Origin of the sequence: Aquimarina intermedia, assembly GCF_008124785.1 — a bacterium.
Classification (GTDB): domain Bacteria; phylum Bacteroidota; class Bacteroidia; order Flavobacteriales; family Flavobacteriaceae; genus Aquimarina; species Aquimarina intermedia.
This window is the reverse complement of record NZ_VNHU01000007.1, coordinates 181,996-195,586: the sequence shown is the minus strand read 5'-3', so window position 1 is coordinate 195,586 and position 13,591 is coordinate 181,996. Positions and strand designations below refer to the sequence as shown.

Here is a 13,591-nt window from a genome sequence, read left to right as displayed (position 1 = left end):
TATTCATTCGATACGTTCTTTTACTTCCAGATATAGCCTTATCTTTGTTTGGTAAGCATCATAAGGAGTAAAAATACTAGCTTTATACAATCTAGGGTCTGTAAATTTGTATTACTTTAAAACTAGTGACTAAAATTTTATTCTGTTATTAACGCTTACTTAGAGTAAGAATATTGAAACAAAAATACTATTAATAATACAAATGAGTACATTGATTTTACGCCCGGTTAAACCGGAAGACAATAAATTATTAGCCAAAGTTTTACGGGATGTTTTAATTGAAATGGGGGTTCCAAAAGTAGGGACAGCGTATGAGGATGAATCTTTGGATAGGATGTATGAGACCTATGATAAAGAGCGCTGTGCGTATTTTGTAGTTGAAGAAGACGGGAGACTTTTAGGAGGTGCCGGTATAGCGCCTTTGACAGGTGAAAAACCTACGATTTGCGAACTACAAAAAATGTATTTTCTATCAGAAGTACGGGGACGTGGTATTGGTTATCAGATGATGCAAAAATGCTTGGAGTTTGCAAAAAATAATGAATATACGCACTGCTATTTAGAAACCATGCCCTATATGGAGTCGGCGCGTAAGCTATATCGAAAAGTAAAATTTGAACCTTTAGCTGCTCCGATGGGGGACACAGGTCATTATAGCTGTAAAGAATGGATGCTCAAAACACTATAAATTGGATTGCTGTTGGATACAATGAATGAAATGTTTGATATTCGAACCTATAGAGCTGATTTTTTACATTCATTAAAGGGATTGTATGAAGTTGAGGAGATAAAATCCTTTTTCAATATGCTTTCAGCAACTTATTTAGGATTAAGTCGTGCCCAAATAGCGCTGGCACTAGATCGTTTATTAACTGCAGATGAAATGCAATTAATGAATACAGCAAAAGAACAATTGATGCAGCACCAGCCTATTCAATACATTCTTGGAGAAACAGAGTTTTATGGATCGGTGTTTAAGGTCAATCCCCATGTTTTAATTCCGCGTCCTGAAACAGAAGAACTCGTTGACTGGATCTATAATGATTTACAAAATGGAGAACAAGTCGATCAGCCGATAAGGATTTTAGATATTGGAACCGGTAGTGGATGTATTGCTATTTCGTTGGCAAAAAAGTTTCCCCAGGCCAAAGTGTATGCAATGGATCTTTCAGAGCAAGCTATCCAAGTGGCGACCGAAAACGCTAAGCGAAATAACGTTTCGATAACATTTATTCAGGCTGATATAACGGATGATACTATATCGTTATCCTATCAATTCGATTGTATCGTGTCCAATCCTCCCTATGTACGCATGTTAGAAAAACATGAGATTCAATCGAATGTATTAGATAATGAGCCGCATTTAGCACTTTTTGTAGAGGACGAAGACCCGCTTATTTTTTATAGAAAAATTACTAAGTTAGCAAGCAGAAATCTTACTGAAGATGGGGTGTTATATTTCGAAATTAATCAATATTTAGGCAGGGAAACGGTAGCTTTAGTGCAAAAGTTTGGTTTTGAAGATGTAGAGCTGCGCAAAGATGTGTTTACAAACGATCGAATGATTCGTGCAAAAAGATAAATAATTATGAGGAGTCTAAAATCAATAGCAGTATTTTGTGGAAGTAGTGAAGGTAATGATCTTAAGATAATTGATGATGCAAGAGCATTGGGAAAACAATTTGCTCAAGATAGCATCACGTTAGTATATGGTGGTGCCAAAATAGGGATTATGGGTGAAGTAGCTAGTGGTGTCCTTGAAGCTAAGGGAACTGTCATCGGAGTAATTCCGGAATTTTTGAAGCAAAAAGAAGTGGTTCATCATGGATTAAGTGAGTTGATAACGGTTGAGACTATGCATCAGCGCAAACTAAAAATCCAAGATTTAAGTGAAGGTTTTATTGCGTTGCCAGGAGGGTTCGGTACGTTGGAAGAATTGTTTGAAATTATCACCTGGGGTCAATTAGGGTTGCATCAAAAGCCGATTGGTATTCTCAATACAAATGGTTTTTATAATGAGCTTTTGCAATTTATGGAGCACATGGTACGCAAAGGATTTCTTAAAATGGAAAATTATGAGTTACTTGTTGTTGACGCATCTATAGCCGGTCTTTTACAAAAAATGAAAGATTATATGCCAAAACAAGTGCCAAAATGGTTGAAGTCTGACCGAACATAATTTAATAAAGTAGTTTTTGGACAAAATGAATAAAGAAGAACAAATCAACGCATTGCGTGAGGAGTTGAGACAGCATAATTACAATTATTATGTATTGGACAAACGAGAGATTTCGGATTTTGAGTTTGATACCAAATTAAAAACATTACAAAAGCTCGAGGCAGAGTATCCGGAGTTTTATGATGCTAATTCTCCTACCTTAAGAGTAGGAGGGCAGGTCACAAAAAATTTTCCTACTATAAAACATACGCATCGTATGTACTCGCTGGATAATTCATATTCCAGAGAAGATCTTTTGGATTGGGAAAACAGAATGAAAAAATTAGTGGATGGTCAAATACAATATACTTGCGAGTTAAAATATGATGGAGCCTCTATAAGCCTGACATATGAGCATGGATTGTTAGTGCAAGCGGTAACCCGGGGAGACGGTTTTCAAGGAGATGAGGTTACCAATAATATCAAAACTATCAAATCTGTACCACTAAAACTAAATGGAGAGTATCCCGATACATTTGACATTAGAGGAGAGATAGTTTTGCCATACGCTGGATTTGCCAAGATGAATGAAGAGCGTATTGCTGCCGGTGAGGAGCCATATGCTAATCCTCGTAACACTGCGTCAGGTAGCTTAAAGCTTCAGGATAGTAGTGAGGTTGCAAAGCGTCCTTTGGAATGTTTGCTATATACAATTGTTGGTGATCACTTAGGTTTTGCTTCTCATCATGAAAGCTTAGAAAAGGCCAGATCATGGGGGTTTAAAGTTCCTAATGAATCAAAATTGGTAGATTCTATTGAAGAAGTGTTAGAGTATATAGCCTATTGGGATAAACATCGTAGTGAATTGCCATACGAAACTGATGGGGTAGTGATCAAAGTAAACAACCTGTATCAACAAGAAGAGCTTGGGTTTACAGCCAAAGCTCCGCGATGGGCTATGGCTTATAAGTTTAAAGCTGACCAAGTAAGTACGCGGTTAAAGGAGATTACCTATCAGGTAGGGCGTACCGGTGCTATTACACCTGTTGCTAATCTTGAACCGATAGCTTTGGCGGGGACCGTTGTTAAGCGTGCTTCTTTGCACAATGCGGATCAGATAGCAAAGCTAGATGTGCGGGTGAATGACACTGTTTTCGTAGAAAAAGGAGGTGAAATCATTCCTAAAATTGTGGGAGTTGACTTTACAAAAAGAGATTCGAAATCTATTCCCACAACTTATATACAAAATTGTTCCGAATGTGGGACGCCACTGCTAAGAGCTGAAGGGGAAGCACAACATTATTGTCCGAACACCTTTGGGTGCTTTCCACAAATTGTGGGTAGAATACAGCATTTTATTTCGCGTAAAGCTATGGATATAGAAGGTTTGGGCGGTGAAACTGTAGCGCTTTTGGTTAAAGCTGGTTTGATAAAAGATTATGCTGACTTATATACATTGAAAAAAGAAGATGTATTGCCCTTAGAGCGTATGGCAGAAAAAAGTGCCGACAATTTAATTCAAGGAGTGCAAAAATCTATCGAGATCCCGTTTGAACGGGTGTTGTTTGCTTTAGGAATACGTTATGTTGGTGAGACTGTGGCTAAAAAACTGGCTAAACATTACAAATCTATTGATGCTATTATGTCTGCAACAGAAGAGCAGCTTGTTATGGTTGACGAAATAGGGATTAAAATTGCTGAAAGTGTTGTTGAATTTTTCAAGCAGCCATATTCTGTTTCTCTCATAAACAGGTTGAGAGCAAGCGGGTTGCAACTTGAACTTTCGGCAGAGAAGTTGGCTAGTCAAACAACGACTTTGGCAGATAAGACATTTGTAGTATCCGGAGTGTTTACTCAGGTAACCAGAAATGAATTAAAAAAGCTTATTGAGGATAATGGAGGTAAAGTCTCAAGTTCGATTTCAGCTAAAACATCTTTTTTGGTAGCAGGTGATAAGATGGGGCCCAGTAAATTAGAAAAAGCCACAAAATTGGGTATTTCTATAATATCAGAGGTTGATTTTTTGAACATGATAAGGTAAAGTTTTATGGATTCAGTGCTAACTACGGTTACTGCTATGTCTTCAGTGCGACATTGGATAAAAGGATTTTTTTAGTAAATGAATTACGTAGTGGCTTAACAATTAGTAGATTAAACACATTCATATTTAAAAAGATTGTTATAAATTCGCGAAATTCTTAAATTTTAATCAAAAACTGAGTATTGTAACGATGTCTAATCAATTTTTTATTCAAATTTATAAGAAAATGCCTGATCTATCTCTGGGTGTCAGAGGTTCGTTTATCTATAGGGCAAAATCATTTGGCCTATGAGAAAAAAGTTACAATCTCTTCTTTATCCATTATTCCTTTTTCTGTCGTTACTCACAATACTGGCCGGGGTATTTTCACATGACCTGGTTAATTATATAAAACCAATAACATTACTAGTGTTAATTGGGTATTACACAATTCATGTAGGTAAAATAGATGTGTTTGTAATAATTAGTATTTTGTTGATTTTAGTTACAGAAACGTATGCACATCGTAACTTTTTACTGTTTTTTGAAGAAATCACATATTTGATTTCTCTTTATTACCTTGTAACAACGGCATTGCTTTGGAAAAGTTTAAGAAAATTAAAGCTTACGTTTAAGAACGTCCTATCGCTACAGCTTGTGGTAACTATGTCTTTAATTCTCTATTTATTTTATGCAGTAACCAATTTGATACTTCCTAAAATTTCTCTTTACCAATGGCATCTTCTAGGAGTGATAATTTCGTTTACTATATTTTTAGGAGTTTCATATTATATCTATTTAAATAGTAAAGCTGTGGTCAGCCATGCTATTATGGTTGCAGCATCTTGTTTTTTAATAGTAAACATTTTGACCACCTTAAATGAGTTGTATGTATATGTTGAGGTTTTTTATTTAATAATCATTTTATTACAACTTCTAGGTCAATTTTTTCTTATCCGTTTTTTTATCACTCAAGATCAGTTACAACCAAATACAGATGACTTTATTTTTTAAATTAAAATCAGTGCTGCCAGCTTAACTCAAAGATGAATAAAAAAAGTGTTTTCTTATTTAGTATTGCTCTGGTAGTATTGGTAGTAGTCATCGTATGTTTCGAAAGAAGTAATTTAATATTTCTGAAGCCTGTGATAACATTGCTATTGGTATGGGTGTTTTACTTTCATAAAAAATGGAGTAACCGTTGGTTTTATATCAGCATGTTTTTAATTATTATAAATGATACTTTGGTCTATTTAGATTTCTCAATGTATTTTCGTGTTATTTCTGTGGTAATCTCTTTGTTTTATGTAGCCTGTACTCTTGCTCTTAAACAGTTTATTCGGTTTGAAAGAATTAAAATTAAAGAGCTTTTAACGCTACCTGTTATAACCAGTTTCGTTTTAGTAATTTATTTGATGATTTCTGTGGTTGATATGATAGCGCCAAACTTAAAAAATTCCGTGTCTTTTTTTATAGCTATATGTACTACCCAGCTTAATTTTGTAGGGGTGTGTATGTATATTTACTTGGTGAATAGATATAAAGGGAGTTTTCTTCTTTTTATCTCGGTTTGCTGCTGTCTGTTTGTTAATGCTTTTTTACCTATCAACGAGTTCTATTACTATCACGTAGCCTTTACCGTAGTGATTAACATTGCTGAATCCTTAGGGTTGTTTTTCTACACTAAATTTTTGGTAGAAGCTAGGGAAAGAGAAGTTGTTAAAGAAAAAAATATCTATCTGTAAAATTATATAATACAGTGTTATAGGGTTTCTAAGGTGGCTTTATCTGTTGTCGTATTCTTTTTTAAATCATAAAATAGCTACATTTGTCATCTAATTTTTAGTTAATGATTTTAAAGGGGTTAAAGCGAAATGCGCTGAAACGGATTATTGAAGTTCAATTAGCGAATAGAAACGTTCAGCAAGTAGCCCGGATTAAAAGTATTGCAATCCTGATAGAAAGCGAATCTTTTGATCTAGTCTCCCATTTTAAGAATTTTAGCAAAGAAATAGGGGTGAATTCAGAAAACTTCTATATTCTGGAATATCAGGAAAATAACAAAGAATCAGGGTCATTACATAGTAAAGTTTGGTATACCGATAAAGCTTTTACATATAAAGGTGCGCTGGTAGATCAAGATTTGAATAAAATAATTGATCATTCGTATGATTTGTTAATCAACTTTTACCAAACAGACCTGTTAGAGCTCAACTATATCGCATCTTTGTCAAAAGCAAAGTTTAAAGTTGGTTTTCCTGAGGTTGATGCTAGGATTAACGATTTGAGTATAGCAACTAGTATGAAAGAGGTAGATGTGTTTATAGAAGAATTAAAAAAATATCTTAAAATTTTAAAATTAATATGAGTACAGTTCTTAAAGGAACCGGTGTAGCGTTAGTAACACCTTTTAATCAGGACGGAACAATTGATTTTGCAGGACTTTCCGGGCTTGTTGATTTTTGTGTAGAAGGTACAATTGATTATTTAGTCGTGTTAGGTACTACTGGAGAATCGGTAACGCTGTCTGCAGATGAAAAGCAAGCTGTTATAGATTGTGTTATCAAATCCAATAGGAGCAGGTTGCCATTGGTTCTAGGGATTGGCGGTAATAACACAGCAGCAATTATTGAGGAAATTCAATCGCGTGATCTATCATCCTTTGAGGCAATTCTCTCTGTAGTTCCCATGTATAACAAACCTACGCAAGAAGGTATTTATCAGCATTATAAAATGTTGAGCGAAGCTACTTCAAAATCGATAGTATTGTACAACGTACCATCGCGTACAGGATCCAATATGACTGCAGAAACGACTTTGAGACTGGCGCAGCTAAATAATGTTATAGGTATTAAAGAAGCAACGTCTGATGTTATGCAATTGCTGAAGATTCTAAAAGATCGTCCAAAAGATTTCTTGGTTATTTCTGGAGATGATGCACTTGCGCTGCCTGCAATTATGGCTGGTGGAGATGGTGTTATAAGTGTTATAGGACAGGGGCTCCCGGAGGAATTCTCAGAAATGGTTCGTTTAGGATTATCAGGTAAAGGTAAAGAGGCTTTTGAAATTTTATATCGCTTATTACCAATAATTGATTATGCTTTTGAAGAAGGAAACCCGGCGGGAATTAAACAGATTCTGAAAGAAAGATCGGTGTGTGAAAGCTATGTACGCTTGCCATTAATAAAAGCTTCTTCGTCTTTGTCTCAAAAAATTGAAAAGTTTTTACACTCTTAAAATAGTGAGACCGAAAGTCATGGGGATTCAACTAATAATTCTTTATTGTATGTAGATAGATTTTAGTTGATCAAAGATTGCAACATTGAGGTTTACGACACGTTATTTATAAGGGAAATTAAAATTTTTTAATACGGTAGAAATAGCTATTTTTGCCAGATATTTTTTAATATGAAGAAAGTAGTACTATTACTTATTAGTATAATAACGTTAGCCTCTTGCAGCGAATATCAAAAAGTGCTAAAGAGTGAAGATGCAAGCGTTAAGTATACCATGGCCGAAAAGCTGTATAAAGAGGAGAAATATAAGAAGGCGTTGCGTTTGTTTGAGCAAGTTGTTCCTCAATACAGAGGGAAGCCACAGGCAGAACGCGTTATGTACTATTATGCTGATACGTATTATCAATTAGAAGATTTTTATTTGTCAGGATATCAGTTTGAACGTTTTGTAAAGTCTTATCCTAAGAGTGATAAAAATGAAGAAGCAGCGTATAAAGCAGCAAAAAGCTATTATTTTTTATCTCCACGTTACACGTTGGATCAAAGCGACACAGATAAAGCTATAGAGAAACTTCAGGGGTATATAAATGGTTTTCCTGAAGGTGCTTACTTAGAAGAAGCAAATACTATGGTGAGCGAACTTCGTGTCAAAAAGGAAAAGAAGGCTTTTGAGATTGCAAAGAAATATCATCATAGAGAAGATTATAAAGTGGCTATAGCTTCTTTTGATAATTTCTTAGTAGACTATCCGGGATCACCTTTTAGAGAAAGTGTGCTTTACTACAAGCTGGAATCTCAATATCTTTTGGCTGTCGGAAGTTATCAAAGTTTGGTCGAGGAGCGTCTTAAAGAAGCTGAGGGATATTATTTGACCTATAAGAAATATTATAAGGCTGGTGAATTTAATCAGCAAGCAGAAGATATAGCACAAGATATTACATCAAGATTAGAAGAATTTAAATAGAAAATTTAGGAGAAGATGGATTTAAAAAAGAGTAACGCGCCTGTTAATACTACTACAATTGATAAGAATTTAATTGATAAGCCTACTGATAATATTTATGAAGCAATTTCTATTATTTCAAAACGAGCTAATCAAATCAATACGGATATTAAAAAGGAGCTTTTAGAAAAATTAGATGAATTTGCAACTTATAACGATAGCTTAGAAGAAGTTTTCGAAAATAAAGAGCAAATAGAAGTTTCTAAGTTTTATGAGCGTTTACCAAAACCGCACTCATTAGCAGCTCAGGAATGGCTGGAAGGTAAAATTTATCATAGAAATACAAAGACTGATTCAGAAACTGTATAGAAATGTCTGTTATAAGCGGTAAAAAAATTCTTTTAGGTATCACTGCTGGTATCGCCGCTTATAAAACGGCTTCTTTAGTTAGAGGCCTTATAAAAAGTGGAGCACAGGTTAAGGTTGTTATGACACCGGCGGCAAAAGACTTTATTACTCCGCTTACGCTTTCTACGCTTTCTAAGAACCCTGTACATTCTTCATTTTATGATGACGAGGATGATAACGCAATTTGGAACAATCATGTAGATTTAGGGTTATGGGCGGATATCATGGTGATTGCACCCGCCACAGCCAATACCCTTTCAAAAATGGCGTCAGGAACCAGTGATAACCTTTTGCTGGCGACCTATTTGTCTGCAAAATGCCCAGTGTATTTTGCTCCCGCTATGGACTTGGATATGTACAATCATCCATCCACTCATAAAACATTCTCTACGCTTCAAGGATATGGAAATATTATGATACCTGCAGAATCCGGTGAGTTAGCAAGCGGATTAGTAGGCGAAGGGAGAATGGCTGAACCCGATAATATCATAGACTTTATAGAGCAACATATTCTTAAAACACTTCCTTTAAAAAATAAAAAAATACTCATTACTGCGGGACCAACATATGAAGCAATTGATCCTGTTCGTTTTATTGGGAATCATTCCAGTGGAAAAATGGGTATTGAGCTTGCAAAAACTGCAGCTAACTTAGGTGCTCAGGTGATATGTGTTTTAGGACCTTCTGCCATTACCGTAACTCACAAACATATTACAGTGCTTCCTGTTACCAGTGCAGCAGAAATGTTTGAGACTGTTAAAACGCATTATCCATCGTGTGATGTAGTTATTTCCGCCGCAGCTGTTGCAGACTATCGTCCTAAACAGGTTTCTGATCAAAAATTAAAAAAGAAAGACGGGGATTTGAGTATTGCTTTAGAAAGAACGACAGATATTCTCAGATGGCTAGGAGATCATAAGGACAAGCAATATTTGGTCGGGTTTGCCTTAGAAACGGAAAATGAGCTTGCTAATGCACAGGGGAAGCTAAAAAGAAAAAATTTAGACTTAATTGTGCTCAATTCATTGAACGATGCGGGGGCAGGTTTCAAAAATGAAACAAATAAAATTACGCTCATCGATCATAAACAAAATATCCAAACGTTTGAATTAAAAAGTAAAACAGAAGTAGCTAAGGATATTTTTGAAAAGATTATGTCTTTGTTGAATTTATAATTGTCTACATTTGGTTAAGAGTTGAGAACGGGACTGATTCAAACACTATGTATAAATACAGTATTTTATTTTTGTTAGTAGGTGTTGGGTTCTTTGGTACAGCACAAGAATTCAATGCAAGGGTAGTGGTGAATGCAGAACAAACCGGACAGCCCAATCTTCAGGTATTTAAAACGCTCGAACGTTCATTAATAGAATTTATTAATACTACCAAATGGACAGCGGTTGATTATCGCAACGAGGAGCGCATCAATTGTAGTTTTGTAATCAATATTAACGCTTATAATAACGATACATTTTCGGCTACTATACAGGTTCAGGCGTCACGACCTGTTTACGGCTCCAATTATAATAGCACTACATTTAATAGCATTGATAAACAGTTTACTTTTAGCTATGTTGAGTTTCAGCCACTTAATTATGATGCAAATAGTTTTCAATCAAACCTTATTTCAGTAACCGCATTTTATCTATACACCATCCTAGGTATTGATGCGGATACTTTTGAACTTAACGGAGGGACTAAATATTACCAAGAAGCAAAAAATATCGTTGGTAACGCACAGACCAGTAATTCGTTGGGCTGGAATTTACAAGATGGTACACAAACTCGTTTCAAGCTTAATGATGACTTGCTATCAGGAACGTTTGATGGGTATAGAAAAGCACTGTATACCTATCATAGAGAGGGGTTAGATGTTATGCATCAAGAACTCAAGACCGGTAAGTTGACAATTATTGAGTCGCTGGCCGCTTTAAAAGAAATGCATGACAGGAGACCAAATTCATATTTAATGCGTATTTTCTTTGATTCAAAAGCCGACGAGATATCCAGTATTCTTTCAGGAGGTCCTTCAGTCAACATAGCAGAAACCGTCACTGTGTTAAATCAAATTGCGCCTACATATTCTAAAAATTGGTCAGCCATTAAATTTTAGAAATGTATATTTTTGAAATCCTTTTAAAAGTATAGTATCTTTACCCGTAGGATTAACCTTAATATTTATAGCATTTGCTACAAAGCTTATCAATACAAAATTACGCCCTTATAGACCAGCTTCAGGTATCTTTTGACTCTGGGCTTATCATTATTACGGGAGAAACAGGTGCTGGTAAATCATTGCTTTTAGGGGCGCTTGGACTTCTTTTGGGTAAAAGAGCAGATCTAACCAGTGTAAAAGATAATACTTCAAAATGTGTTATAGAAGGTGTTTTTTCGATAGCTGACTATAAACTTCAAGAAATTTTTGAACAAGAGGAACTTGATTATGAAGATGAAACTATTATTCGGCGTGAAATTCTTCCGTCAGGAAAATCCAGAGCATTTATTAATGACACACCTGTAACGCTTAGCGCTTTGAATGCCGTAGGCTTCCATCTGATTGATATTCACAGTCAGCATCAAACATTGGAAGTAACATCCAATGACTTTCAGTTTGAAGTACTGGATGCGTTAGCAGAAACAGAAAGAGAAATTGATTCTTATAAACGAGGGTTACATCTTCTGAAAGCTAAAGAAAAAGAGGTTAAATCACTTATTGCAAGTCAAGAAGAATTGACTAAAGCTTATGAATATAATACGTTTCTTTTTAAAGAATTAGAAGAGGCTAAGTTAAAAGAAGACGAACTTGTGGAGCTGGAAGCAGCCTATGAGACGCTTAACAATATTGAGGACATTCAAGAACGCATATCGGCATCAATACAGTTGGTGGGAGCCGAAGAACTTGGGGTGTCTGACCAATTGCGTGCAACAAAATCAAATTTGCACAAAATAACAGCATACACAGCTACTTACAAAGAGTTGTCGGACCGTGTAGAAAGTGTAGCAATAGAAATAGAAGATATTCTTGTGTCTCTCGAAAACGAATTAGATAAACTAGAGGCGGATCCTGAACGTTTGACTGTGGTAGGTCAAAGGCTTCAACTGATCCACGATTTACAAACAAAGCATGCCGTTTCAAGTATTCGGGAATTATTAGAAATCCGGGATGCGTTGGAAGAAAAAGTAGTAAAAACGGATTCGTTAAACGATGAAATTGAAAAGTTACAATCTGAGATCATAGCTATACAAGAACAATTAGATCAAGTTGCAGAGAAAATTCATGCTAAGCGGGAGAAAGCATTACCTAAATTGATAAACGAATTGGAGACAATTTTAAAATCACTTGGAATGGAGAATGCCACGTTTAAAGCTGATGTTACCATGAGTGATGCGTATGCATTTAATGGGAAAGATGAATTAAGTTTCTTGTTTTCTGCTAATAAAGGAGGTACGTATGGGGTTCTTAAAAAAGTAGCTTCAGGTGGTGAGTTGTCTCGTATTATGTTAAGTATAAAAGTGATTCTCTCGCGATATACAAAGTTACCTACTATTATTTTTGATGAGATTGATACTGGAGTGTCAGGAGAGATAGCTCATAAAATGGCCGATTTAATGCGATCTATGAGTAAAAACCTTCAAGTCATTAGTATCACACATTTACCTCAGATAGCGGCAAACGGAGAACGGCATTATAAAGTTTTTAAGGAAGATATGGATGCGAGTACAGTCACTCGATTGAAATTATTGAATCCTACAGAACGAATTAATGAAATAGCAGAGATGATAGGAGGTAAGGATATATCCGAATCTGCTTTAACACACGCTAAATCACTTTTACAGGTATAGTATTACTAAGGTTACGAAAAGTAATTAATTTTTGAGCATAAAAAAGAGTGGTAAATTTTTTTGATAACGATAGCTGTTAACAGGGTTTTGTTATCTTTACCACTCGTAGAACATATTTTAATTTATTATTAAATGTCACACAACTTACTAAAAGGTAAACGAGGAATAATTTTTGGAGCATTAGATGAAAATTCTATTGCTTGGAAAACAGCAGAGAGAGCTCACGAAGAAGGAGCTACATTTGTGCTTACCAACGCTCCGGTAGCGATGCGTATGGGAGCTATTAATCAACTGGCAGAGAAGACTAATTCTCAAATTGTTCCTGCGGATGCTACGTCTCTAGAAGATTTGGAAAATTTGGTTGAAAAATCGGTTGAAATACTTGGTGGAAAATTAGACTTCGTGCTGCATTCTATTGGGATGTCAGTGAATGTAAGAAAAGGTCGTCACTATACGGATCTTAATTATGATTGGAGCCAAAAAGGATGGGATGTTTCAGCACTTTCTTTTCATAAAACAATGCAAACCTTATATAAAAAGGATGCTATGACCGAGTGGGGAAGCATTGTAGCTTTAACCTATATGGCTGCACAGCGAGTGTTCCCGGATTATAATGATATGGCTGATAACAAAGCGTATCTTGAGTCTATTGCACGTAGTTTTGGATATTTCTTTGGCCGGGATAAAAAAGTTCGTGTAAACACAATTTCCCAGTCACCAACCGCAACAACTGCAGGGAAAGGAGTGAAAGGATTTGATGGATTCATCGAGTATGCAGATAAAATGTCACCACTAGGTAATGCGAGCGCTTTAGAATGTGCGGATTATACTATTACTTTGTTTTCTGATTTAACTAAGAAAGTGACCCTTCAAAACTTATTTCATGATGGAGGATTCTCTAACGTGGGCGTAAGTGAAATGGTCATGCAAAAATTTACAGAAGAAAATTAAAATATAATTTAAATATCTCTCAAAATCCCATT

13 protein-coding genes are annotated in these 13,591 nt (G+C 35.5%); all 13 read left to right on the top strand.

Going from position 1 to position 13,591, the window contains the following annotated elements; genetic code table 11:
* Positions 1-202: 202 nt before the first annotated feature.
* Positions 203-688, top strand: coding sequence for a GNAT family N-acetyltransferase (locus BD809_RS11670; RefSeq protein WP_148783153.1), 486 nt, complete (start codon positions 203-205; stop codon positions 686-688).
* A gap of 21 nt (positions 689-709) precedes the next feature.
* Positions 710-1,582, top strand: coding sequence for a peptide chain release factor N(5)-glutamine methyltransferase (prmC, locus tag BD809_RS15870; protein ID WP_246131526.1), 873 nt, complete (start codon positions 710-712; stop codon positions 1,580-1,582).
* A gap of 6 nt (positions 1,583-1,588) precedes the next feature.
* Positions 1,589-2,179: an LOG family protein gene (locus BD809_RS15865; RefSeq protein ID WP_246131523.1), complete on the top strand. Its 591-nt coding sequence runs from the start codon at positions 1,589-1,591 to the stop codon at positions 2,177-2,179.
* 25 nt (positions 2,180-2,204) lie between these two features.
* Positions 2,205-4,199, top strand: coding sequence for an NAD-dependent DNA ligase LigA (ligA, locus tag BD809_RS11660; RefSeq protein WP_148783152.1), 1,995 nt, complete (start codon positions 2,205-2,207; stop codon positions 4,197-4,199).
* A 288-nt stretch (positions 4,200-4,487) separates the two neighbouring features.
* The gene (locus tag BD809_RS11655; protein ID WP_148783151.1) at positions 4,488-5,192 is read left to right on the top strand and encodes a hypothetical protein; all 705 of its coding nucleotides are present in this window, start codon (positions 4,488-4,490) and stop codon (positions 5,190-5,192) included.
* Positions 5,193-6,027: 835 nt separating this feature from the next.
* Positions 6,028-6,546 (top strand): DUF6913 domain-containing protein, encoded by a 519-nt coding sequence (locus tag BD809_RS11650; RefSeq protein WP_148783150.1) that lies wholly within the window; start codon positions 6,028-6,030, stop codon positions 6,544-6,546.
* Entirely contained in the window at positions 6,543-7,415 is an 873-nt protein-coding gene (gene dapA / locus BD809_RS11645) for a 4-hydroxy-tetrahydrodipicolinate synthase (protein ID WP_148783149.1), read from the top strand. The genes BD809_RS11650 and dapA overlap by 4 nt, the downstream gene beginning before the upstream one ends.
* 171 nt (positions 7,416-7,586) lie before the next feature.
* Entirely contained in the window at positions 7,587-8,378 is a 792-nt protein-coding gene (locus BD809_RS11640) for an outer membrane protein assembly factor BamD (RefSeq protein WP_148783148.1), read from the top strand.
* Between the two features lie 15 nt (positions 8,379-8,393).
* Positions 8,394-8,726: a DNA-directed RNA polymerase subunit omega gene (locus BD809_RS11635; RefSeq protein WP_148783147.1), complete on the top strand. Its 333-nt coding sequence runs from the start codon at positions 8,394-8,396 to the stop codon at positions 8,724-8,726.
* Between the two features lie 2 nt (positions 8,727-8,728).
* On the top strand, positions 8,729-9,940 hold the full coding sequence (gene coaBC / locus BD809_RS11630; RefSeq protein WP_148783146.1) for a bifunctional phosphopantothenoylcysteine decarboxylase/phosphopantothenate--cysteine ligase CoaBC: 1,212 nt from the start codon (positions 8,729-8,731) through the stop codon (positions 9,938-9,940).
* Positions 9,941-9,987: 47 nt separating this feature from the next.
* On the top strand, positions 9,988-10,878 hold the full coding sequence (gene porD / locus BD809_RS11625; protein WP_148783145.1) for a type IX secretion system protein PorD: 891 nt from the start codon (positions 9,988-9,990) through the stop codon (positions 10,876-10,878).
* A gap of 74 nt (positions 10,879-10,952) precedes the next feature.
* Positions 10,953-12,608 (top strand): DNA repair protein RecN, encoded by a 1,656-nt coding sequence (gene recN, locus BD809_RS11620; RefSeq protein WP_148783144.1) that lies wholly within the window; start codon positions 10,953-10,955, stop codon positions 12,606-12,608.
* A 132-nt stretch (positions 12,609-12,740) separates the two neighbouring features.
* Positions 12,741-13,559, top strand: coding sequence for an enoyl-ACP reductase FabI (locus BD809_RS11615; RefSeq protein WP_148783143.1), 819 nt, complete (start codon positions 12,741-12,743; stop codon positions 13,557-13,559).
* The last annotated feature ends 32 nt before the right edge of the window (positions 13,560-13,591 follow it).

Excerpts from the sequence above, each read along its gene's own strand:
- BD809_RS11670 (WP_148783153.1), top strand. The coding sequence starts at position 203 with ATGAGTACATTGATTTTACGCCCGGTTAAACCGGAAGACAATAAATTA.
- prmC (WP_246131526.1), top strand. The coding sequence starts at position 710 with ATGAATGAAATGTTTGATATTCGAACCTATAGAGCTGATTTTTTACAT.
- BD809_RS15865 (WP_246131523.1), top strand. The coding sequence starts at position 1,589 with ATGAGGAGTCTAAAATCAATAGCAGTATTTTGTGGAAGTAGTGAAGGT.
- ligA (WP_148783152.1), top strand. The coding sequence starts at position 2,205 with ATGAATAAAGAAGAACAAATCAACGCATTGCGTGAGGAGTTGAGACAG.
- BD809_RS11655 (WP_148783151.1), top strand. The coding sequence starts at position 4,488 with ATGAGAAAAAAGTTACAATCTCTTCTTTATCCATTATTCCTTTTTCTG.
- BD809_RS11650 (WP_148783150.1), top strand. The coding sequence starts at position 6,028 with ATGATTTTAAAGGGGTTAAAGCGAAATGCGCTGAAACGGATTATTGAA.
- dapA (WP_148783149.1), top strand. The coding sequence starts at position 6,543 with ATGAGTACAGTTCTTAAAGGAACCGGTGTAGCGTTAGTAACACCTTTT.
- BD809_RS11640 (WP_148783148.1), top strand. The coding sequence starts at position 7,587 with ATGAAGAAAGTAGTACTATTACTTATTAGTATAATAACGTTAGCCTCT.
- BD809_RS11635 (WP_148783147.1), top strand. The coding sequence starts at position 8,394 with ATGGATTTAAAAAAGAGTAACGCGCCTGTTAATACTACTACAATTGAT.
- coaBC (WP_148783146.1), top strand. The coding sequence starts at position 8,729 with ATGTCTGTTATAAGCGGTAAAAAAATTCTTTTAGGTATCACTGCTGGT.
- porD (WP_148783145.1), top strand. The coding sequence starts at position 9,988 with ATGTATAAATACAGTATTTTATTTTTGTTAGTAGGTGTTGGGTTCTTT.
- BD809_RS11615 (WP_148783143.1), top strand. The coding sequence starts at position 12,741 with ATGTCACACAACTTACTAAAAGGTAAACGAGGAATAATTTTTGGAGCA.